This window comes from Pseudomonas protegens, from assembly GCF_003732485.1.
Taxonomy (GTDB): domain Bacteria; phylum Pseudomonadota; class Gammaproteobacteria; order Pseudomonadales; family Pseudomonadaceae; genus Aquipseudomonas; species Aquipseudomonas protegens_B.
Genome location: NZ_MOAK01000028.1, coordinates 65220 through 87670 on the forward strand (window position 1 = coordinate 65220; position 22451 = coordinate 87670).

The 22451-nt window shown below is 63.1% G+C and carries 21 protein-coding genes and 2 pseudogenes; 11 read left to right on the top strand and 12 right to left on the bottom strand.

Annotation, left to right across the window (positions count from 1 at the left end):
* The 3 genes and pseudogenes from BLX41_RS03955 to BLX41_RS03965 all read right to left on the bottom strand — a co-directional run.
* Nucleotides 1–1043 (bottom strand): annotated as a pseudogene (locus BLX41_RS03955) (amino acid ABC transporter permease); the annotation flags it as partial.
* Nucleotides 1044–1129: 86 nt separating this feature from the next.
* Nucleotides 1130–1972, bottom strand: coding sequence for an ABC transporter substrate-binding protein (locus BLX41_RS03960; protein ID WP_123723856.1), 843 nt, complete (start codon nucleotides 1970–1972; stop codon nucleotides 1130–1132).
* Between the two features lie 272 nt (nucleotides 1973–2244).
* A complete protein-coding gene (locus BLX41_RS03965; protein ID WP_123723857.1) occupies nucleotides 2245–3168 on the bottom strand; it encodes a DUF808 domain-containing protein in 924 nt (307 codons plus the stop codon).
* A gap of 168 nt (nucleotides 3169–3336) precedes the next feature.
* Here BLX41_RS03965 and BLX41_RS03970 point away from each other — a divergent pair, with 168 nt between their 5' ends.
* Entirely contained in the window at nucleotides 3337–3945 is a 609-nt protein-coding gene (locus tag BLX41_RS03970) for a TetR/AcrR family transcriptional regulator (RefSeq protein ID WP_123723858.1), read from the top strand.
* A 72-nt stretch (nucleotides 3946–4017) separates the two neighbouring features.
* Here BLX41_RS03970 and BLX41_RS03975 read toward each other — a convergent pair whose 3' ends face one another.
* Nucleotides 4018–4458 (bottom strand): GlcG/HbpS family heme-binding protein, encoded by a 441-nt coding sequence (locus tag BLX41_RS03975; protein ID WP_123723859.1) that lies wholly within the window; start codon nucleotides 4456–4458, stop codon nucleotides 4018–4020.
* A gap of 269 nt (nucleotides 4459–4727) precedes the next feature.
* Here BLX41_RS03975 and gcl point away from each other — a divergent pair, with 269 nt between their 5' ends.
* From gcl to BLX41_RS04015, 8 genes are all read left to right on the top strand, one after another.
* Entirely contained in the window at nucleotides 4728–6503 is a 1776-nt protein-coding gene (gcl, locus tag BLX41_RS03980) for a glyoxylate carboligase (protein ID WP_123723860.1), read from the top strand.
* Nucleotides 6504–6650: 147 nt separating this feature from the next.
* Nucleotides 6651–7433 (top strand): hydroxypyruvate isomerase, encoded by a 783-nt coding sequence (gene hyi / locus BLX41_RS03985; RefSeq protein ID WP_123723861.1) that lies wholly within the window; start codon nucleotides 6651–6653, stop codon nucleotides 7431–7433.
* Between the two features lie 123 nt (nucleotides 7434–7556).
* Nucleotides 7557–8450: a 2-hydroxy-3-oxopropionate reductase gene (locus tag BLX41_RS03990; protein ID WP_123723862.1), complete on the top strand. Its 894-nt coding sequence runs from the start codon at nucleotides 7557–7559 to the stop codon at nucleotides 8448–8450.
* Between the two features lie 153 nt (nucleotides 8451–8603).
* On the top strand, nucleotides 8604–9884 hold the full coding sequence (locus BLX41_RS03995) for a glycerate kinase type-2 family protein (protein ID WP_123723863.1): 1281 nt from the start codon (nucleotides 8604–8606) through the stop codon (nucleotides 9882–9884).
* Nucleotides 9874–11289 carry a pyruvate kinase gene (pyk, locus tag BLX41_RS04000; protein WP_123723864.1) on the top strand — a complete coding sequence of 472 codons (1416 nt, stop codon included), beginning with the start codon at nucleotides 9874–9876 and terminating at the stop codon, nucleotides 11287–11289. Before BLX41_RS03995 ends, pyk begins: the two co-directional genes overlap by 11 nt.
* A gap of 111 nt (nucleotides 11290–11400) precedes the next feature.
* A complete protein-coding gene (locus BLX41_RS04005; RefSeq protein ID WP_123723865.1) occupies nucleotides 11401–12321 on the top strand; it encodes an urea transporter in 921 nt (306 codons plus the stop codon).
* 21 nt (nucleotides 12322–12342) lie between these two features.
* Nucleotides 12343–13167 carry an ion transporter gene (locus BLX41_RS04010; protein WP_123723866.1) on the top strand — a complete coding sequence of 275 codons (825 nt, stop codon included), beginning with the start codon at nucleotides 12343–12345 and terminating at the stop codon, nucleotides 13165–13167.
* Between the two features lie 90 nt (nucleotides 13168–13257).
* Nucleotides 13258–14259: a sulfate ABC transporter substrate-binding protein gene (locus tag BLX41_RS04015; RefSeq protein WP_011060028.1), complete on the top strand. Its 1002-nt coding sequence runs from the start codon at nucleotides 13258–13260 to the stop codon at nucleotides 14257–14259.
* A gap of 64 nt (nucleotides 14260–14323) precedes the next feature.
* On the opposite strand, the gene BLX41_RS04020 is transcribed toward BLX41_RS04015, so the two are convergent.
* Both BLX41_RS04020 and BLX41_RS04025 read right to left on the bottom strand, forming a co-directional pair.
* The gene (locus BLX41_RS04020; RefSeq protein WP_123723867.1) at nucleotides 14324–14773 is read right to left on the bottom strand and encodes a RidA family protein; all 450 of its coding nucleotides are present in this window, start codon (nucleotides 14771–14773) and stop codon (nucleotides 14324–14326) included.
* Nucleotides 14774–14907: 134 nt separating this feature from the next.
* On the bottom strand, nucleotides 14908–15486 hold the full coding sequence (locus BLX41_RS04025) for a hypothetical protein (protein WP_404942739.1): 579 nt from the start codon (nucleotides 15484–15486) through the stop codon (nucleotides 14908–14910).
* 313 nt (nucleotides 15487–15799) lie between these two features.
* Here BLX41_RS04025 and BLX41_RS04030 point away from each other — a divergent pair, with 313 nt between their 5' ends.
* Entirely contained in the window at nucleotides 15800–17008 is a 1209-nt protein-coding gene (locus BLX41_RS04030) for an MFS transporter (protein ID WP_123723869.1), read from the top strand.
* Nucleotides 17009–17085: 77 nt separating this feature from the next.
* Nucleotides 17086–17970, top strand: a complete 885-nt coding sequence (locus BLX41_RS04035; RefSeq protein ID WP_123723870.1) for a LysR family transcriptional regulator — start codon at nucleotides 17086–17088, stop codon at nucleotides 17968–17970.
* Nucleotides 17971–17980: 10 nt separating this feature from the next.
* On the opposite strand, the gene BLX41_RS04040 is transcribed toward BLX41_RS04035, so the two are convergent.
* The 6 genes and pseudogenes from BLX41_RS04040 to BLX41_RS34355 all read right to left on the bottom strand — a co-directional run.
* Nucleotides 17981–19123: a BAR domain-containing protein gene (locus BLX41_RS04040; protein ID WP_123723871.1), complete on the bottom strand. Its 1143-nt coding sequence runs from the start codon at nucleotides 19121–19123 to the stop codon at nucleotides 17981–17983.
* 138 nt (nucleotides 19124–19261) lie between these two features.
* Nucleotides 19262–19669, bottom strand: a complete 408-nt coding sequence (locus BLX41_RS04045; RefSeq protein ID WP_123723872.1) for a hypothetical protein — start codon at nucleotides 19667–19669, stop codon at nucleotides 19262–19264.
* A 14-nt stretch (nucleotides 19670–19683) separates the two neighbouring features.
* Nucleotides 19684–20889: a c-type cytochrome biogenesis protein CcmI gene (ccmI, locus tag BLX41_RS04050; protein WP_123723873.1), complete on the bottom strand. Its 1206-nt coding sequence runs from the start codon at nucleotides 20887–20889 to the stop codon at nucleotides 19684–19686.
* Nucleotides 20886–21356: a cytochrome c-type biogenesis protein gene (locus tag BLX41_RS04055; RefSeq protein WP_123723874.1), complete on the bottom strand. Its 471-nt coding sequence runs from the start codon at nucleotides 21354–21356 to the stop codon at nucleotides 20886–20888. Before BLX41_RS04055 ends, ccmI begins: the two co-directional genes overlap by 4 nt.
* Nucleotides 21353–21889 carry a DsbE family thiol:disulfide interchange protein gene (locus tag BLX41_RS04060; protein WP_060838164.1) on the bottom strand — a complete coding sequence of 179 codons (537 nt, stop codon included), beginning with the start codon at nucleotides 21887–21889 and terminating at the stop codon, nucleotides 21353–21355. Before BLX41_RS04060 ends, BLX41_RS04055 begins: the two co-directional genes overlap by 4 nt.
* A pseudogene (locus BLX41_RS34355) lies at nucleotides 21886–22451 on the bottom strand (cytochrome c-type biogenesis CcmF C-terminal domain-containing protein); the annotation flags it as partial. The pseudogene BLX41_RS34355 and the gene BLX41_RS04060, both read right to left, overlap by 4 nt.

Below are 22451 nucleotides of genomic sequence, written 5' to 3' on the forward strand. Positions count from 1 at the left end.
ATGCCGATGTCGCGAATGAGTTTGAAGTTCTCCTTGAATGAGAGGTGCCCTGATGCGCAGGCATCGGCTGAAATAAACTGCTCCCCGTGCAGAAGTACCTGCCCCTGGTCCATACGCTCCAGCCCGTTCAAAGTGCGGATAAAGGTGGTCTTGCCTGATCCGGATCGGCCAATTATCGAGATGACTTCGCCTGATTTGACTTTCAGGCTCACGCCTTTGAGCACCTGCTGCGCCCCAAAGCTCTTATGAACGTCTCGCGCCTCCAGCGCGAGCACGGCGGTGTCGGCCTGCCGGGATACCAGAGGAGTTGCATATTGCGCAGTCTCTTTGGCCAGTTCCTCTTCAGACAAGGTTTGCGCCTTCTGTCCAAGACGGTTTACGTCCACCGACCGCTCAACAAAGGACAAGCTACGGTCCAGCACCGTGACGATGAGAATGTAGAAAAAGGCGACGGCCGCCAGCGTTTCGAGGATCAGGAAATTCTGTGTGTAGAGCCGTTGGCCAACCAGCAGGATCTCCGTCAGCGAGATGACGGAAACCAGCGAGGTCAGCTTGATGATCGTGACAAGCTCATTGGACAGGGCCGGAAGAGCGACTCGGACTGCTTGCGGGACAACGATCAGACGCTGGATCCCGAGAAAAGAAAGTCCAAGCGCCCGACCGGCTTCGATCTGCCCCTTAGGGATGGCGAGAAGACCGCCGCGATGAATTTCGGCCATGTAGGCTGTTTCGCTGACGACCAGAGCGATGAACCCCGCCGTGAATGCGTTCGACAGCCCTGATCGCAACGAGGGGAAGACCTGCGGCAAACTGTAGACGAAGATCAGCAAGACAAGCAGTGGCAGGCTTCTGAAAAACCATATGTATGTCTGAGCTGTCTGCGCCACGGTTTTCCATTTGGACTGTTTTGCCAGGGCGAGTCCGAAACCAAAGATCGCCGCGGCGAACCAGCTGGCTAAGCTCAACTGGACGACAGTCCAGGATGCTTGCCAAAAATCCTTGTCGGCCAGAAGACCTACGGTGTATTGCCAATCGAAACCCATGGAAAACCACTCTGAGAATTACAGAAGGTACGCCGGCACCTAAGCGCCAGCGCTCGATTGCTCTTTAGGATGCAAGAAGCAGCAGATCAGCGGGCAGAGGAAACGACGCTTTCTATCTCGGCATCACTGACCGTCGACATGCCATATGCATCCGCAAGCACCTCATAGGTTCCGTCCTTGCGCGTCTGGGCAAACGCCTTGTTTACGGCGGCAAACAGTTCTTTGTTCTGGGGACTTATCGCAATGCCGATCAGCACCGGATAGATCAACTCTGTCGATGTCACCTCGTAGTTGCCGGGAAACTTCTTGAGCAGGCTTGCCGCAACCACACTGTCCATGAACTCCACGTCGACGGAGCGGGAGCGCAAAGCTTGTGTGACCTGAGCATCCGTATCGAACTCGCGGGTCTCAATGGCGCCGAGGCCGTTCGCCACGCAGTACCCATCCGAAAGCGCTTTCAGTTTCGGCAGCCACGACGCGCCCTGCATCGAGCCGACGATCTTGCCGCAGAGTTGCTGCTCCGACGTCGGGCGAAATGGCGCATCTTTAAGCACTAGCAACGACGAGCCGGCTTTGATGTAGGGAACAAAGTTCAGAATCCTCTGCCGCTCGGGGGTGACGTAGAGTGCGGAGGCGACGACGTCAAAATGATTAGCCCGGATACCCGTTATCAAGCTGGTGAACCTGGTGTCGACGAACTTCACCGTCAGGCCCATTTTTCTAGAAATCGCCTGCATGACTTCGACGTCGAAACCTGCCGGCGTGCCGTCTTTTAAATAGACAAATGGCGGATACGTCAGATCCGAGCCAACGGAGAGCACCCCGCTACTAACGGTTTGTGGCGCCGAATACGCCGACTGGGGAATTGCAATCGCAAGCAATGCTGATGCGAGCGCCGTAAATGCGCGCCATGTAGACAGAGTAAACATATTAGTTCTCCATTCTTATTTTTGTTCAACAATATTGTTGAGCAATAAGTTTTGGACTGTCAAGCACCTCGACCCTTTCACGAGAGTGTTCGCAAATCAGCGGGTGGATAAAAAATGCAAGGCGCGCCTGCCAGACTGGCGGGCTTGTTGGTTTGCTGTCCGACGTTGTCGGCTGCTGGCGGCGGGAAAGCTGCCGAGGCTTCAGGCATCACGGGTGCCGCCGTCGGTCAACGGCGCCGTCCCCGGTACCGGCGCCGGCCTAAGTCGATAAATCAGCCGCGCAGTGCGCGCCAGGCCTTGCCCGCCAGGGTGACTGCCAGCAGCACCACGGCACCGGCAATGATCCCGGCCACGGCATTGAGCAGGGTCGGCATCAACGCCGATACCGGGCCTATGACCCCGGCGCTGCGCTCGGCCAGCCCTTCTATCAGGTGGTGCACGGCGGGCACACCGTGGGTCAGGATGCCGCCGCCGACCATGAACATCGCCGCCGTACCGATCACCGACAGGCTCTTCATCATCAGCGGCGCTGCCCGCAGGATCGCCCCACCGATGCGTTTGGCCAGGGCAGCGGGCTTGTGCACCAGCCACAACCCCAGGTCATCGAGCTTGACGATGCCGCCCACCAGTCCATAGACGCCAACGGTCATGACAATCGCAATCCCCGAGAGCACCACCACCTGCTGGCTCAGGGATGCGCCTGCCACCGTGCCCAGGGTGATGGCGATGATTTCCGCGGAAAGGATGAAGTCGGTACGAATCGCGCCCTTGATCTTGTCCTTCTCAAAGGCCACCAGATCCACCTGAGGGTCCGCCAGCGCCTGCAGGGTCTGCTCATGTTCGGCGGCATCGTCGCCGTGAGGCAGGTACTTGTGCGCCAGCTTCTCGAAGCCCTCGAAACACAGGTAGGCACCGCCGATCATCAGCAGCGGCGTCACCAGCCAGGGCGCCAGGGCACTGATGGCCAGCGCCGCCGGCACCAGAATCAACTTGTTGCGAAACGAGCCCTTGGCCACGGCCCAGACCACGGGAATTTCCCGCTCGGCGCGAACCCCGGAAACCTGCTGGGCATTGAGCGCCAGATCGTCGCCCAATACCCCGGCGGTCTTCTTCGCCGCCATCTTGGTCATCAAGGCCACGTCATCGAGAACGGCGGCGATGTCGTCGATCAAAACCAGCAAACTGCTTCCTGCCATGGGCCAGGCTTCCCTGCGTGAAATAAGGCGTGCAGCATACCGCGCCCGGGGGCGGACAGGCGAGATGCCGGAAGCAGGAAAACCACGGCCAACGGGCATTCTTGAGCCCCTCGCGACGCCGGTGCTACCATGCGCAACCGCCCGAACAGGCAAGGAATCCCCCGGTTTATGAGCACCATCCGCGAGCGCAATAAAGAACTGATCCTGCGGGCCGCCAGTGAAGAGTTTGCCGACAAGGGCTTTGCAGCGACCAAGACCAGCGACATCGCCGCCAAGGCCGGGTTACCCAAGCCCAACGTCTACTACTACTTCAAGTCCAAGGAAAACCTCTACCGCGAGGTGCTGGAAAGCATCATCGAACCGATCCTCCAGGCCTCCACTCCGTTCAATGCCGACGGCGTGCCCAGTGAAGTGCTCAGCGGCTACATCCGCTCAAAGATCCGCATCTCCCGCGACCTGCCCTTTGCCTCCAAGGTGTTCGCCAGCGAAATCATGCACGGTGCGCCGCACCTGAGCCCGGACCAGGTGGAACAGCTCAACGCCCAGGCCAAGCACAATATCGAATGCATCCAGAGCTGGATCGACCGCGGCCAGATCGCCCCGCTCGACCCCAACCACCTGATCTTCAGCATCTGGGCCGCGACCCAGACCTACGCCGACTTCGACTGGCAGATATCCGTAGTGACCGGCAAGGCCAAGCTCAGCGAAGAAGACTACGAAGCGGCAGCCCAAACCATCATCCGCCTGGTGCTCAAAGGCTGCGAACCGGACCGCTGACAGCGCTCCGGCCACGTATCCACATCCCTATAGCTGCTGTCGCAGGCCAGGGCCCACGACAGCGCGCCCAGGTCACGCGGTAACGCCAGCATCCGCCGCCAGGCCCTGGGCCTCGATGGCGCTGATCGCGCATTGCTCATCGATGTCCGAAGTGTCGCCACTGATGCCGATGGCACCAATCACCGCCCCCGTCTGATCCCGGATCAACACTCCGCCCGGGGCCGGCACCACACTGCCCTGCCCCAAACCATTCAAGGCACCGATAAACGCCGGGCGCTGCTGGGCGTCCAGGGCCAGCAGGCGCGAGCCCTTGCCCAAGGCAATCGCGCCCCAGGCCTTGCCAATGGCGATCTGCGGCCGCAGCAGGCTGGCGCCATCCTCTCTTTGCAAGGTCACCAGATGCCCACCGGCATCCAGCACCGCAATGGTCAGCGGGGCTGCGCTGATCTGGCGTCCCGCACTGATGGCCTGATTGGCCAGGTTGACTGCGACTTTCAAGGTTAAAGCGCTCATAGGTGCCGTCCTTATCTTGTTATTGAGAAAGCCTGGAGGAAGCTTCTTGTAGGAGAAGTCCGATACCGCAAATAGAACACAATGAATTTATTTTTTGTATACAATAATTCTCGAAAACCAACCCATGCGACAAAAGGACGCCGGTTTATCGAGGCTTTGGCAAAAGCCGTTACCCCTCAAGAAAATCCATTGACCTGCGCCGTCCGCCGTGAATACACTTTGCAAAAAGCCACTTGTATACAATTACAAAACGTAAGAGGCACAAAACCATGAGCAAAATGAGAGCAATCGAAGCCGCCGTTCTGGTGATGCGCCGCGAAGGGGTCGATACCGCTTTTGGCATCCCGGGTGCCGCCATCAACCCGCTGTATTGCGCGCTGCAGAAAGTCGGAGGCATCGATCACGTCCTCGCTCGCCACGTTGAAGGCGCCTCGCACATGGCCGAGGGCTACACCCGCACCAAGGCCGGCAACATCGGCGTATGCATCGGCACTTCCGGCCCGGCCGGCACCGACATGGTCACGGGCCTGTACAGCGCCTCGGCCGACTCGATCCCGATTCTCTGCATCACCGGCCAGGCGCCCCGGGCCCGCCTGCACAAGGAAGACTTCCAGGCCGTGGACATCACCAGCATCGTCAAGCCGGTGACCAAGTGGGCCACCACCGTGCTGGAACCGGGCCAGGTGCCCTACGCCTTCCAGAAAGCCTTCTATGAAATGCGCTCCGGCCGTCCTGGTCCGGTGCTGATCGACCTGCCATTCGACGTGCAGATGGCGGAAATCGAATTCGATATCGATGCCTACCAGCCCCTGCCCCTGGCCAAGCCGACCGCGACCCGGATCCAGGCCGAGAAAGCCCTGGCCCTGCTGGATCAGGCCGAGCGCCCGCTGCTGGTGGCCGGTGGCGGTGTGATCAACGCCGATGCCAGCGACCTGCTGGTGGAATTCGCCGAGCTGACCGGCATTCCAGTGATCCCGACCCTGATGGGCTGGGGCACCATCCCTGACGATCACCCACAGATGGTGGGCATGGTCGGCCTGCAGACGTCCCATCGCTACGGCAACGCCACCCTGCTCAAATCCGACGCGGTGCTGGGCATCGGCAACCGCTGGGCCAACCGTCACACCGGCTCGGTGGACGTCTACACCGAAGGCCGCAAGTTCATTCACGTGGACATTGAGCCAACCCAGATCGGCCGGGTATTCACGCCGGACCTGGGTATCGTCTCCGACGCCGGCAGCGCCCTGACCGTACTGCTGGAAGTGGCTCGCGAATGGCAGACCGCCGGCAAATTGAAAGATCGCAGCGCCTGGCTGCATGACTGCCAGCAGCGCAAGGCCAGCCTGCATCGCAAGACCCACTTCGACAACGTGCCGGTCAAGCCGCAACGGGTCTACGAAGAGATGAACCAGGTATTCGGCAAGGACACCTGCTACGTCAGCACCATCGGCCTGTCGCAGATCGCCGGTGCGCAGTTCCTCCACGTCTACAAGCCACGTCACTGGATCAACTGCGGTCAGGCCGGCCCATTGGGCTGGACCATCCCCGCCGCCCTCGGCGTGGTCAAGGCCGATCCGAATCGCCAGGTGGTGGCCCTGTCCGGCGACTACGACTTCCAGTTCATGATCGAAGAGCTGGCAGTAGGGGCGCAGTTCAACCTGCCGTACATCCATGTCGTGGTGAACAACTCCTACCTCGGCCTGATCCGCCAGGCCCAGCGCGGCTTCGAGATGGACTACTGCGTACAGCTGTCCTTCGACAACCTCAACGCACCGGAGCTCAACGGCTACGGCGTGGACCACGTTGCGGTCGCCGAAGGCCTGGGCTGCAAGGCCCTGCGGGTGTTCGAACCCAAGGACATCCAGCCAGCCCTGCGCCAGGCCCAGGAAATGCTCAAGACCTTCAAGGTACCGGTGGTCGTGGAGATCATCCTGGAGCGCGTGACCAACATTTCCATGGGCACCGAAATCAACGCAGTGAACGAGTTCGAAGACCTGGCGCTGGTGGGCAACGACGCCCCTACCGCAATTTCCCTGCTCGACTAAACCCTGTAGCCGTAGCCCCAGGCTGCCGTCAGGTTCGCAGAACCTGGCCGGGATCTGCCCCGCACCCTCTTCAAGAGGCGCTGCCGGGGCAGCCCGAGCGCAGCCTTCGCCCGCTCTACAGGCTTCACCGATTCACAGGAGATCACCATGCCGCGCTTTGCCGCCAACCTGTCCATGCTGTTCACCGAACAGGACTTCCTCGGCCGCTTCAAGGCCGCCGCCGATGCCGGCTTCAGTGGCGTCGAATACCTGTTCCCCTACGAATTCAGCTCTGCCGAGATCAAGGCTCAACTCGATGCCCACGGCCTGACCCAGGTGCTGTTCAACCTGCCCGCCGGCGACTGGGGCAAAGGTGAGCGCGGAATCGCCTGCCTGCCCGACCGGGTGGAGGAGTTCCGTGCCGGAGTCGACCTGGCCATCGCCTACGCCCAGGTCCTGGGCAATACCCAAATCAACTGCCTGGCCGGCATCCGGCCCCAGGGGGCTGACGCCGCGTTGCTGGAAAAGACCTTCGTCGCCAACCTCAAGTACGCCGCTGACAAGCTGCAGGCCGTCGGCATCAAGCTGGTGATGGAAGCCATCAACACCCGGGACATTCCCGGCTTCTACCTCAACAACACCGCCCAGGCGCTGTCGATCCGCGAGCAGGTGGGCAGTGCCAACCTGTTCCTGCAGTACGACATCTATCACATGCAAATCATGGAAGGTGACCTGGCGCGGACCATGGCCAACCACCTGGGCCAGATCAACCACATCCAGCTGGCGGACAACCCCGGGCGCAACGAGCCGGGCACCGGCGAGATCAACTACCGCTTCCTCTTCGAGCACCTGGACAGCATCGGCTACCAGGGCTGGGTCGGCTGTGAGTACAAGCCGCTGACCACCACCGAAGCGGGCCTCGGCTGGCTGAAAACCCACAACGCAATCTGACCCTGTACCTGCGTAGGAGCCGGCTTGCCGGCGAACAGGCCCGCAAGCCTTGCGCCGCCCTCGTGGCCGCTTTCGCTGGCCAGCCAGCTCCTACAAGGTCCCGTTGAATAGAGGATTTTTATCATGGCTAAAATCGGATTTATCGGCACCGGCATCATGGGCCACCCAATGGCCGCCAACCTGCAGAAGGCCGGCCACAGCCTGCTGCTCTCGGAACACCATGGCAAGGCTCCGGCCGACCTGATCGCCGCCGGCGCCATCGCCCTGGCCTCGCCCCGGGACGTGGCCCAGGAAGCCGAATTCGTCATCATCATGGTCCCCGATACCCCCCAGGTCGAAGACGTACTGCTGCGCGCCGACGGCGTGGCCGCCGGGATCGGCAAGGGCAAGATCGTCATCGACATGAGCTCCATCTCCCCCACCGCGACCAAGGCCTTCGCCGCCAAGGTCAACGAAAAAGGTGCTCAGTACCTGGATGCGCCGGTGTCCGGCGGTGAAGTCGGGGCCAAGGCCGCGACCTTGAGCATCATGGTCGGCGGTGACAGCCAGGCTTTCGAGCGCGCCCTGCCGCTGTTCCAGAGCATGGGCAAGAACATCACCCTGGTGGGTGGCAACGGTGACGGCCAGACCGCCAAGGTCGCCAACCAGATCATCGTCGCCCTGAACATCCAGGCCGTGGCCGAAGCCCTGCTGTTCGCCTCGAAAAACGGTGCCGATCCGGCCAAGGTGCGTGAAGCGCTGATGGGCGGCTTCGCCTCGTCGAAGATTCTCGAGGTGCACGGTGAACGCATGATCAAGGGCACCTTCGATCCGGGCTTCCGCATCAACCTGCACCAGAAGGACCTGAACCTGGCCCTCAGTGGCGCTCGCGAGCTGGGGATCAACCTGCCCAACACCGCCAATACCCAGCAAGTGTTCAGCACCTGCACCGCTATTGGTGGCGGCAACTGGGACCACTCGGCCCTGATCAAGGGCCTGGAACACATGGCCAATTTCTCGATCCGCGAGAAGAAGTAAGCCGCATTCGTAGCCGCTGCCACAGGCTGCGCCACGGTTCGCAGGAAACGCCTCACGGCGGGCCAGGGACAGGCCCTGCTGACCTTGTCGCCGCCTGAGGTGGCGGCTACACCCGTTTCAAGCCCCCCATAACAAGAAATCCGGGAGCCCGCCATGTCGGTCGATCCGCAACAATTCCTCCGAGAGCTGTTCGCCACAGCCATCGACGCCGCCCACCCGCAACAGGTTCTGCAAGCCCATCTCCCCAGCGACCGCAGCGGCCGCGTCATTGTCATCGGTGCCGGCAAGGCAGCGGCGGCCATGGCCCAGGTCGTGGAGCGCAGCTGGCAAGGCGAAGTCTCCGGGCTGGTGGTCACCCGCTACGGCCACGGCGCCCCCTGCAACAAGATCGAAGTGGTCGAGGCCGCTCACCCGGTGCCCGACGCGGCCGGCCTGGCCGTGGCCAAGCGGGTACTGGAACTGGTCAGCAACCTGTCGGAACAGGATCGGGTGATTTTCCTGCTGTCCGGCGGCGGTTCGGCGTTGCTTGCGCTGCCCGCCGCGGGCATCACCCTGGCCGACAAGCAGGCCATCAACAAGGCCCTGCTGAAATCCGGCGCCACCATCGGCGAGATGAACTGCGTGCGCAAGCATCTCTCGGCGATCAAGGGCGGACGCCTGGCCAAGGCCTGCTGGCCGGCCACGGTCTACACCTATGCAATTTCCGATGTACCCGGCGATCTGGCCACGGTCATCGCTTCCGGCCCAACCGTGGCCGATCCGAGCACCTCGGCCGAAGCCCTGGCGATTCTCAAGCGCTATGCCATTGAAGTACCGGCAGCGGTGCGCAACTGGTTGCAGAGCCCCGATTCGGAAACCGTCAAGCCCGGCGACCCGTGCCTGGAACGCAGCCACTTCCAGTTGATCGCCCGCCCCCAGCAATCCCTGGAAGCCGCCGCGGTGAAAGCCCGCCAGGCCGGCTACAGCCCGTTGATCCTCGGCGATCTGGAAGGCGAGTCCCGGGAGGTGGCCAAGGTCCATGCCGGCATCGCCCGCCAGGTGGCCTTGCACGGCCAGCCCCTGGCGGCGCCCTGCGTGATCCTTTCCGGCGGTGAAACCACGGTTACCGTGCGCGGCAATGGTCGGGGCGGCCGCAATGCCGAGTTTCTCCTGAGCCTCACCGACAGCCTCAAGGGTCATCCCGGGATCTATGCCCTGGCCGGCGATACCGACGGCATCGACGGCTCCGAAGACAATGCCGGGGCGATCATGACCCCGGACAGCTACGCTCGTGCTGCGGCCCTGGGCCTGAGCGCCAGCGACGAGCTGGACAACAACAATGGCTATGGCTACTTCGCAGCCCTGGGCGACCTGATCGTCACCGAGCCGACCCGTACCAACGTCAACGACTTCCGCGCCATCCTGATCCTCGAGAACCCCAAACATGACGCCTGACAAGAAAGTCAAAATCCTCGCCACCCTGGGGCCAGCCACCGACAGCATCGAGGACATCCGCGAACTGGTGCAGGCCGGCGTGAACATCTTCCGGCTCAACTTCAGCCACGGCAGCCACGCCGACCATGCCCAGCGTTATGAGTGGATTCGTCAGATCGAGGGCGAGCTGAACCATCCCCTGGGCATCCTCATGGACCTGCAAGGACCGAAACTGCGAGTCGGCACCTTCGCCGAGGGCAAAGTCCAGCTGGTGCGGGGCCAGGCCCTGCGCCTGGACCTGGACCCGGCGCCGGGAACTGCACAGCGGGTCAACCTGCCGCACCCGGAAATCATCACGGCCCTGGAGCCCGGAATGGACCTGCTGCTGGACGATGGCAAGCTGCGTCTGCGGGTCATCGTCAAGCACCCGGACGCCATCGAGACCACGGTGCTCAATGGCGGCGAGCTGTCGGACCGCAAGGGCGTCAATGTGCCCCAGGCAGTGCTCGACCTCAGCCCGCTCACCGCCAAGGACCGCCGCGACCTGAGCTTCGGCCTGGAGCTGGGCGTGGATTGGGTGGCGCTGTCCTTCGTGCAACGTCCGGAAGACATCCGTGAAGCCCGCGCCCTGATTGGTGACAAGGCCTACCTCATGGCCAAGATCGAAAAGCCTTCCGCGGTGGCCCAACTGCGGGAAATCGCCGAACTGAGCGACGCGATCATGGTGGCCAGAGGCGACCTGGGGGTGGAAGTACCGGCCGAAAGCGTGCCGCAGATCCAGAAGAACATCATCAGTACCTGCCGTCAGCTGGGCAAACCCGTAGTGGTGGCCACACAGATGCTGGAGTCCATGCGTTTCTCCCCGGCGCCAACCCGAGCCGAAGTGACCGACGTCGCCAACGCCGTGGCCGAAGGCAGCGATGCGGTGATGCTCTCGGCGGAAACCGCCTCCGGGGAGTACCCGCTGGAAGCGGTGCAGATGATGAGCAAGATCATTCGCCAGGTGGAAACCGGCCCGGATTACCAGACTCAACTGGACGTCAGCCGTCCCCAGGCCGATGCCACGGTATCCGACGCCATCAGCTGCGCGATCCGCCGGGTGTGCAGCATCCTCCCCGTGGCGGTGCTGGTGAACTACAGCGAGTCCGGCAGTTCCACCCTGCGCGCCGCCCGGGAACGTCCTTCGGTGCCGATCCTCAACCTGACACCAAACCTGCAGACCGCACGCCGCTTGAGCCTGGCCTGGGGGGTGCACTCGGTGGTCAATGACCGTTTGCGCCAGGTGGACGAAGTCTGTGCCACGGCCCTGGAAATTGCCCAGGCCCAGGGGCTGGCCAAACGCGGGGATACCGTGGTGATCACCACCGGCGTGCCGTTCGGCCAGCCGGGAACCACCAACTCCCTGCGCGTCGAAACCCTTCTCTGACCCGCCGCCACTGCCGCCGCAGCGCCCCCGGCCTGCAGTGAGCATCCCGAAGAGGATGCCGCTCGGGTCGAACGCTGCGTGCGACGGCCGCCGCATCCGCCGACTTTCGTCATGCCTACACAGTCTTTCAATGCCTTCTGCCCCGACTGGGCCACTGCCTTGCTCAACGGTTTCAGTCAGATTTTCCTCCAGCGCCACCCGCTGTGCGGCCTGCTGTGCCTGCTGGCGATCCTGATCAGCGCACCCGCCCTGCTCGGGGGCGCCCTGCTCGGTGCCCTGGCCGGCCTGCTCACCGCCCAGCAACGGGGCTACGCCAAGGCCGACCGACAAGCCGGACTCTTCAGCTACAACGGCGTGCTCCTGGGCCTGCTGCTGAGCCTGTACCTGCCCTGGTCGGCGCTGCTGCCGCCGCTGATCATCGCTGCCGGCGGCCTCAGCGCGATCATCACCCAGCAATGGCTGAAACGGGCCCGCAACCCCGCCAGCCTGCCGGCCTACACCGCCCCCTTCGTGGGCCTGGGCTGGCTGTTGCTGGGCCTGATGGCCCCCTTGCAATCCATGCCCCAAGCAGTGCCCGGACTGTCCCTGTGGAGCCTGCTGAGCGGCCTGCTCCAGGGCCTGGGCCAGATCATGTTCCTCGGCCAGCCATTGGCCGGGCTGCTGATTCTCCTCGGCCTGCTGCTGGCCAACCGCCGCGCAGCGACCTGGGCCCTGATCGGTTCCGCCAGCGGCCTGGCCATGGCGCTATTGCTGCATGAACCCGGCCAGGCCCTGCTGGGCCTGGGCGGCTACAACTGTGCACTGGCGGCCCTGGCCCTGGGCCAAGGGTCGCGACGTCCGTGGCGACCACTGGCCGGGATGTGCCTGGCGCTGCTGATCACCCCGGGCATCGTCGCCCTGGGGCTGGCGCCCCTCACCGCCCCCTTCGTCCTGGCCTGCTGGCTGGTGCATGCCGCCACCCGGGTCCTGGGCCGTACGCCTGGGGACAACGCACCTTGCGCTCCCCCGGCAACTCCCCCTAGGCTTCGCTGATCTTTGATTCAGGCGACTCCCATGGTTAACCGCGACAACTGGCGCCAGCGCCTCTACGTGATGATCTTCCAGACCGATACGGTGGCCGGAAGACGCTTCGATACGACCCTGCTGCTGATCATCCTCGCCAGCCTGGTGATCGTGATTCTCGACAGCATCGACGAGGTGCACAGCAACTACGCCGACGTCCTGGCCTACATCGAATGGGGCTTCACCCTGATCTTCGCCATCGAGTACGGACTGCGCCTGTATTGCTCCCCCAAACCCCTGCGCTACGCCTTCAGTTTCTATGGGCTGGTGGACCTGCTGGCGATCGTCCCCGGCATCCTCGCCCTGTACTACAGCGACGCCCAGTACCTGTTGATCATTCGGATCATCCGCATGCTGCGGATCTTCCGCGTGCTCAAGCTGTCGCCCTACCTCAAGCAGGCCCATTACCTGCTCGATGCCCTGCGCGGCAGCAAACAGAAGATCCTGGTGTTCCTGCTCAGCGTCTGCACCCTGGTCACGGTGTTCGGCACCCTGATGTACGTGGTGGAAGGCCCGGAGCATGGCTTTACCAGTATCCCCAAGGGCATCTACTGGGCCATCGTTACCCTGACCACCGTGGGCTATGGCGATATCGTGCCCAAGACCGTGATCGGGCAGATGATTTCGTCCATGGTGATGATCACCGGTTACTCGATCATTGCCGTGCCTACCGGGATTTTCACCGCGGAGCTGGCCAGCGCCATGCGCGGTGAACAGCTCAAGCACGACTGCCCGGTGTGCCGCAAGAACAGCCACGAGCCGGCCGCCGCCTTCTGCTCTCGCTGTGGCAATGCGCTGTTCAAGAAACTGGAATAAGCAAAGTACTTTTTAATCTTTAAAGAGATATAGCGCCCCGGCTATAGTCGGCGGCAAATTGCCTTCACTCTCGAACAAAAGGAATGTGCAGTGAAAAAACTCTTCAGCGCCTCGCTTCTGGCCGCCGGCCTGGCCCTGGGCAGCGTCGCCCAGGCCGCACCGACCCTGCTCAACGTGTCCTACGACGTGATGCGCGACTTCTACAAGGATTACAACGCGGCCTTCCAGAAACACTGGAAAGCCGAGCACAACGAAAACATCACCCTGCAGATGTCCTTCGGCGGCTCCAGCAAACAGGCGCGCTCGGTGATCGACGGCCTGCCGGCGGATGTCATCACCATGAACATGGCCACCGACATCAACGCCCTGGCGGACAACGGCAAACTGGTGCCGGACAACTGGGTGACCCGTCTGCCGAACAACAGCGCCCCCTTCACTTCGGCCACGGTGTTCATCGTCCGCAAGGGCAACCCCAAGGCCCTGAAAGACTGGCCGGACCTGCTCAAGGATGGCGTGCAAGTGATTGTGCCCAACCCCAAGACTTCGGGTAACGGCCGCTACACCTACCTCTCGGCCTGGGGCTACGTACTGAAGAACGGCGGCGACGAAAACAAGGCCAAGGACTTTGTCGGCAAGCTGTTCAAGCAGGCGCCGGTGCTGGACACCGGTGGCCGCGCCGCCACCACCACCTTCATGACCAACCAGATTGGCGATGTGCTGGTGACCTTCGAGAACGAAGCGGAAATGATCGCCCGCGAATTCGGCCGCGATCAGTTCGAAGTGATCTACCCAAGCGTTTCCGCTGAAGCCGAGCCACCGGTGTCGGTGGTGGACAAGGTGGTGGAGAAGAAAGGCACCCGCGCTGCCGCCGAGGAATACCTGAAGTACCTGTGGTCGCCGGAAGGCCAGGAAATCGCCGCCAACAACTACCTGCGCCCACGGGACCCGAAAGTCCTGGCCAAGTACACCGACCGCTTCCCGAAAGTCGACTTCCTGTCGGTGGAAAAGACCTTCGGTGACTGGCGCAGCGTGCAGAAGACTCACTTCAACGACGGCGGGATCTTCGACCAGATCTACACCAACGCCAAGTGACGCTGGTGGCCCGATGAAAAAAGCGACCGTGAAGGTCGCTTTTTTTATGCCGCCAATCCGGGACTCAGAGAGCCCGCGCCGAACTGAACTGCGCAGCTTCGGCCGCCTGATAACGCTCATCCAGCACCGCCTCGGCCTCGACTTCGATCAACCACTCCGGCAGCGACAACCCGCTGACGATGATCCACGAGGACGCCGGTGGCTGGCTGGCAAAACGCTCCAGCAATACCGCGCTGATGTGCTCCTGTTGATCCCGCGCCGCTTCGGCGATGTAGATCCGCAACATCACCACATCCGCCAGTTGACCTCCCGCCTCGGCCAGGACCCGCTCGATATTGTCGAAGGCCTGCTCGGTCTGCTGCCGCAGGCCCGGTCCCACGGTGCGCTCCTGCTCATCCACCCCCACCTGACCGGACAGCAGCAGGCGCCGGCCACCCCGCACCTCCACCGCCTGGCTGAAACCGTATTGCAGGGAATTGAACACACTGGCTGGGTTGAACGTTGACTTTTCCATAAGGGACTCCCACCGCACTGAACGACCGGGAACCCTAAACCAAGGCCTCAGCGACTTCCACTGCAACTGCGGCGCAGCAACATTTGGCAACGCAAGCTTGCCAATGCGACAACACAGTCCCGTGCGAAGCGCCCTTACATCGGCGGTGCGACTCCGTCCTTGCCAGCGGAAATCGACTGCGCCGTGAGTTTGCCGTCGGCGCTCTGGGTGACGAACATCACCACCTTGACCCCCGCCTTGAGCAGGCTGCGATCTCCCGGCACCAGATTGACGATGGGCACATCGTCCGGCACCAGGATCTTCTGCTGCCCGTCCTTGTAATTGACGGTGAGGGTGCGGCCATTGCTCACCACCAGATCACCAACGCTGCCGTTGGTCATGCTGCTGCCCTTGACCAGGTCGAAGGGGCGATGACCATCGCCGGTACCGGCCAACTGCGGTGGAAACACATGCACTTCCAGGGCCTTGAGGGTGCCGTCGGCCATGGGCATCGCGGCCGAGCCGATATAGCTGCCGGGCTTGATGTCTTCGATGTTGGCCAGGGTCACGGCGCGCACCTGAGTCTGGGGCGTCAGCTCGATGCTGACATTCTCCCCACTGTTGACATGCACCCGCACCACGTCGCCACTGACCCCGGTGATTTCCCCTCGCACGCCAATGCGCATGCCCGGAGCATCCTGGGCCTGGACCCCCACGCCGCCCAACATGAGCATCAGGGCCAGGCATTGAGCCCTGCACAACAGACCAAGCAAAGACCGATTCATGGAACGGATTCCTTCAACTGAAAGCGTGCAAGGAAGCAGCATGCGCCCCCCGGGGCCCTGAAGAACATGAGCATGCTATCGAACAAGATGTAAGTAAATGTATCATCAGCCCTCGGCAGCGGCACGCACCGGCAATCTCCAGAGCGCCATGAATCAGACATTTATTCCCAGCAGGAATGAATGCTATCGCCCCGCCCTCTCTACTGCGTTACCGCGCGGTCTCTTAACCTCGCTCCATCCTTTCGCCGCCAAGAGAATCCTGATGATTTCCACAACCCAGGTGCTGCCCGCCAGCAATGTGACAATGACCCGAGGCATGGTGCTGCTGTTCGCCTTCTGCTGCGGCGCCATTGTTGCCAACATCTACTACGCACAACCGATCATCGAGCTGATCGCCCCGGACCTGGGCCTGTCCAGCTCCCTGGCCAGCCTGATCGTGTCCCTGACCCAGATCGGCTATGCCCTGGGCCTGTTCTTCCTGGTGCCCCTGGGCGACCTGCTGGAAAACCGCCGGTTGATGATCACCACCACCCTGGTGGCCATCGCCAGCCTGCTGGGGGCTGCGTATACCCAGCAGCCCAACGCCTTCCTCCTGGTATCGCTGCTGATCGGCTTCAGTTCGGTATCGGTGCAGATCCTTATTCCCCTGGCTGCGCATCTGGCCCCCGAGGAGTCCCGGGGACGAGTGGTGGGCGGCATCATGGGCGGCCTGCTGCTGGGTATTCTCCTGGCCCGCCCGGTGTCCAGCGTGGTGGCCGACCTCTTCGGCTGGCGAGCGATGTTCATCGCCGCCGCCGTGCTGATGGCCGGCATCAGCCTGGTATTGATGCTGACCATGCCCAAGCGCCAGCCGGCCCACAGCGCCACCTACGGCCAGTTGCTGCGTTCCCTGGGCGGCCTGCTGCGCCAGCAAGCGGTCCTGCGCCAGCGAGCCTTCTATCAGGGCTGCATGTTCGCCACCTTCAGCCTGTTCTGGACCGCCGCGCCCCTGGAACTGGCACGGCATCACGGCCTGTCACAAAGCCAGATTGCGATCTTCGCCCTGGTGGGCGCCATCGGCGCCATCGCCGCCCCCATCAGCGGACGTCTCGCGGATGCCGGCCATACCCGCATCGCCTCGCTGCTGGCCATGCTCCTGGCAGCCCTGAGCTTTATCCCGACACTGATCCATCCCGCCTACAGCGTCATCGGCCTGGCAGTGACCGGGGTGGTCCTGGATTTCTGTGTGCAGATGAACATGGTGCTCGGCCAACGGGCGGTGTATGCCCTGGACGCCCACAGTCGCAGTCGCCTCAACGCGCTGTACATGACCAGCATCTTCATCGGTGGCGCCTTCGGCTCGTCGATTGCCAGTGCGGTGTACGAACATGGCGGCTGGCTGGGAGTGGTGCTGGTGGGCAGTGGGTTTCCACTGCTGGCCCTGCTGCGCTTCCTGCTGGTGGCGGACAACCGCCGCGCAGCCCGCACCTAGGCCGTGCTCCCAGGACCCGATAAACGTTTTGGCGCACACTCCCCAAGTGCCCCTTCTCAACCCAGCAAGGACAACCGATGGACCGCCTGGCCGCGATGGAAACCTTTGTACATGTGGTGGAAAGCGGCTCCTTCTCCGCTGCCGCCCGGCGCCTGAACCTGGGCCAGCCCGCCGTGTCGAAAAGCATCGCCCAGCTGGAGGCCTATCTTCAGGTGCGACTGTTGCTGCGCTCCACCCGCGGCCTGAGCCCCACCGAGGCCGGCCTGGCCTTCTTCGAACGGGCCAAGCGCACACTGGAGGAAGCCAGCGAAGCGGAAAGTGCCGCCCGGGGCTCGGCCTCCCAGTTGCGCGGCACCTTGCGCGTCTGTGCTGCGGTGACCTTCGCTCGCCTGCATATCGTTCCTCACCTGGGCCCCTTTCTCGAGCGCCACCCCGAGCTGCAGATCGACGTGGTGATGGATGATCACACCATCAATCTGGTGGAGGCTGGGGTGGATGTGGCCCTGCGCATGGGCAGCCTCGCCGACTCGACCCTCATCGCCCGCCAGATCGCCGAGTGTCCGCGCCTGCTGCTGGCCACTCCCGAGTACTTCGCCGAGCACGGCGAGCCACAGCATCCCGGTGAACTGACCGGGCATCAGGCGGTGATCTACAGCCGGGGGCCCGGCAATCTCTGGCATTTTTCCCAAGGCGACGACGAGCAACGGGTAAGTGTCAGTGGCAGGGTTCGAGTGAATGCCGCGGAAGGCTTGCGTGAGTCGGTGCTGGCCCACCAGGGGCTGGCAATGGCCTCGCAATGGATGTTTGCCCCGGAGCTGGCCCAGGGTGCGGTCAAGGCCGTGCTCACGGATTGGCAACTGCCCCGGCAACAACTGTGGGCCGTGTTTCCCGGCGGGCGCCTGGTGAGTGCCAGGGCCCGGGCGTTCGTGGACTATGTGGAGCAGTTGCTGGAGCGTCTGTGAAACCCCGGCCTCAGATACGCTCGCGCACCAGTACTTCGATGTTCGCCGCCTCACCCCAGCGCCGCAGCCGGTCGATCAGGTTCAGGTCGGTTTCACCCACCAGATACAGGACGTCGATGGTCTGGATTGCGGCCCACTGGACGAACTCACTGCTGTCGAACTCGCCCAGACTGGCCAGCTGGAACTCGTTCTCGTAGAAACCTGGAGTCACCGGGACCGGTGCATCCTGGGGACTGGCCCCGGCCAGGAACGGGCAGGACAGATGCACCACGCCCCATTGAGCCACACGCCAGTTCCTCAAGGCTTCATCCAGGCGCGCGCGGGCACCGCGGACAAATCCCAGGCCGTCGATCACTACCCGCCGGTTGACGATCAGCCACAACTTGCGTCGGCGTGGCGCCTTGAGCAGTACCTCGCCGGTGACCTTGGACGCCCGCAGCGCCAGGGCGATCACCAGCAGCAAAGGTGCGCAGTAGCCATAGAGCCTCTCGGTCTGGCTGACCTCGGTCAGGCCATGCAGGCGATGCACCTCGGCCCGCTGCTGCTCCAGTTCACTGAAGGTTTCCCCCAGGCGCTGCAGCCATTGCTGCACCACAGGCGCTGAATATTCACCGCGAAGGTCACCCAGGGCCTGCTGCACCTTGATCACGGCCAAAGCCGACAGACGCCCATCGGCAGAACGTTCCAATGTGCCAAAGCGTTCGCACAGATTGCTGACCTGGGCAGCATCCTGGGGCTCATGCAGCTCCAGCGCCGCCTTGCAGTGGGCGCTGCCGAGCATGTCGTCGATCTCGGCCAGCACTCTGCGCTGCAATCCGTCCCGGGCACTTTGTGCCAGCTGGTAGTCACTCTGGAACCAGTCCACCCGCACCGCCTGGGTGGCGCTGATCAGGGCCAGGGAAGCCAGCAGCAGCCAGCCGTAGTCGACTTTCTTCCAGCCGATCTCTCCCAAGCGGAAAACCGAGATCAGGCTCCAGCAAAAGACGTAGTACATGAAAGCGAAGGCCACCAGCAAGTACACCGGTGCCAGGGACAGATAGATCAATTCCGGCACGTCCGCCGGCCCCAGGCCGTACAACAGCAGCAGGACGCAGACCACAGCCAGCCAAAACACCATCGGCGCGACATAGGGTTTGTTCAGGTCATTCTTCATCGGGCGCTCAACGGCTGATACTCAGGAACACCCCGCTGTATCGGCCAGCCTGCGCGGGGCTTAAATAATCCGCCGACCGTGGCAAGGCCGGTGCGGGCTCTGGCCCGCACCTGTGCAGTCAGGCAATGGCGTTGCAGATTACTGGAACTGTCGCCCCAGCCCTGCGGGAACACCATGGATGTCGGTGTCTTCCCAGGGCCCGTCGGGGCTGATGGAACGGCTCCAGCCGTTGTTCCAACGGTAATAGGTGCGCTGGCGATAGAAGGTGTTGTTCTGGTTATCCAGCACATAGACCCCCAGCCGCGCATCCCAGTGGCTGTGCCCGCCGGGTGGCGGAGCAAAGCTGGCGGAGGTGCGTGGCAGGGGCTTGGCGGCGGGAACCGGGGCGCCGGGCTTGCCGGGAGCGGGAGCCGTGGACGGCACCGGGCGCGTGCTCGGCCCCGCGGGCGGGATGGGTTCAGAGGAGGTCGGCGCCGGCCGGTGGACCGTACAAGCGCTCAAACCCAGGACCAGTGACAACAGGGTGATACGAGCGATGGCGGTCATGGCGGCTTCTCTGATTATTGATCCGGACTGTCGATGGTCAGCTGTTGCGCGGCAGTGGTGCTGCTGGGCAGGGGCTGGCTCTGCCCGATCCACTCACCGGCCGTTGGCTGGCCGGCACGGGAAATGCGCGCAACCAGTTGGACTTCAGGGAAGTTCGACAGTTTCAACTGCGGCATCATCGCGTCGCTATCACCCAGCTCCACAGTGGCCGGCAGATCGGCAACGGTCAGGCGCTTGGCCGCCAATGGCGCGGGCGGGCCCTGGGTGGCGCGGGCGAAGATGAACACGCTGTCACCCGGCTGGACCTTGGCCTTGAGCTCCGCGGCCAGATCGACCCGGACCTTGAGCAAGGCGCCCTTGGCCTTTGCCGCAGGCTCGGCTGCGACCTTGCCACCGGCCGCCAGCAGTTTCTCGCCGGCGCGGTCGATGCCCCCCTGCAACGCGGCACGGGAGTTGTCCTGCGGCGGCAATTGAGCCTGCAGGCGCTTCCAGTAATCGATGGCCTCCTGGAAACGCCCGCCCTCGAAGGCGGCGATACCCAGCAGCCCGAGACTGGTGACTTCGTTGGGGTCGGCCTTCAGCGCTTCATCGGTCAAGCCCTGGACCTTGTCCGACCATTGCTTGTTATCGGCGAAGTACTGCGCCTGGGCCCATTGCCCCAACAGCTCGGGCTGGCGTCCGGCCAGGGCCACGGTGCGTTCGAAGATCTTCGCCGCATCCGCTGGTCGGTCCTGGGCCATGTAGGTACGCCCGAGGAAATACAGGCCCTCGGCCGAGTCCGGCTGGGCCGCCACTGCGCGCTCCAGGCGCCGGGTCATTTCTTCCATGGACTGCGGTGCCTGGGCGAATTCCCGGGTCAGCTCGACCTTGTCGCTGGCACCGAAGTGCAGGTACAGGCCCAGGCCCAGCACCGGTACCAGCAGCGCCGCCAGCAACGGCAGCGGCTTGCCCAGGCGCGAGGTCCGCGCCGGGCCGCTGCCTTCGGTGTCCGCCAAGAGTTCCCGGGCCGCCTCCGCACGCCCCGCGTCCATCTGTTCGGCACTGAGCACGCCCTCCGCTTGCTGGCCTTGCAGCTCGGCCACGCGCTCTTCATAAAGCGCCACGTTCAGCGCGGTACGATCCTCTTCACGTTGGGCACGACGCTCACGCAATACCGGGATCAACAGGAAACTCAGGGCGATCAGGAGCAGCAGACCTGCTGCAAGCCAGAAATCAATCATGGGTGGTTTTTATCCAGCAGTTGGTCGAGGCGCTGACGCTCTTCGACGGAAAGCGTGTTCGGGCTGTCGCTGCGCTCGACGCGACGACGCCGGACTATCACGACAATGATCACCAAGCCGCCCAGCAGCAGGCCGGCAGGACCGAACCAGAGCAAGGCGGTCTTGCCGGTCAGGGCCGGCTTGTAACGCACGAAGTCACCGTAGCGATCCACCATGAAGTCGATGATCTGCTGATTGTCCTTGCCCTCGCCGAGCATGCGGAAAATCTCCTTGCGCAGGTCGGCGGCAATCGGTGCATTGGAATCGGCGATGTCCTGGTTCTGGCACTTGGGGCAGCGCAGTTCCTTGGTCAGTTCGTGAAACCTTTCGCGGTCGGTGTCATTGGCGAACTGGTAGGTATCGATGGCAGCGTGGGCCACACCGACGATGCTCAGACCGAGGATGGCGGCGGCTAACCAGCGCTTCATGGCTTGGCCTCGTCGACCAGGGCCTGGTACTTGGCGGCCAGCTGTTCGCGCCACACCACTTCGTCGATCACCCCGACGAACTTGTCGCGGATGATGCCCTTGGCATCGATGAAGAAGGTTTCCGGGGCGCCGTAGACACCCAGGTTGAGCCCCAGGGAACCCTCCTCGTCACGCACGTCGAGCAGATAGGGGTTGTGGAATTCGGCCAGCCACTTCAGGGCGTCGGCGTTGACGTCCTTGTAGTTGATGCCGTAGATCACCACGCCCTTCTCGGCGAGCTTGTTCAGCACCGGGTGCTCGACCCGGCAGGAAATGCACCAGGTGCCCCAGACGTTGACCAGGGCCGGTTTGCCCAGCAGGTCGGCGCGGGTCAGGGTCTTGTCGCCCTGCACCGACGGCAGGGAGAACTCCGGGAACGGCTTGCCGATCATCGCCGACGGCAGCTCGGCCGGGTCCAGATACAACCCGCGATAGAGGAACACCGCCACCACCAGGAACACCGCCAGGGGCAACATCATCATCCAGCGTCTCATGCGGTGGCTCCTGTCATGCCCAGCGCTTCGCGCACCCGGCTTTTAACCTTGACCCGATAACGCCGATCCATGGCCGCCAACAAGCCACCGAACCCGGTGAGCAGGCCGCCGAACCAGATCCAGCGCACGAACGGCTTGACGTGCACTCGCACTGCCCAGGCGCCATCACCCAGGGATTCGCCCAGGGCGACATACAGGTCACGGGTAAAACCGGCATCGATACCGGCTTCGGTCATCATCGAACTCTGCACGGTGTACAGGCGTTTTTCCGGGTGCAGCACCGCCACTTCCTTGCCGTTGCGGACCACGCGCACGGTGCCCTTGTCGGAGGTGAAGTTCGGCCCTTCGAAATGCTTGGCGCCTTCGAAAATGAAGTGATAACCGGCCAGTTCCATGGACTCGCCCGGCTCCAGGCGCAGATCGCGCTCGGCGCTGTTCTGGCTCGACAGCACCACGCCCAGGGCGCAGACCGCAATGCCCAGGTGCGCCAGCTGCATGCCCCAGTAGCTGCGAGTCAGGCTCGGCAGGCCCTTGATCAGGCCCTTGTGGCGGGGGTTTTTGG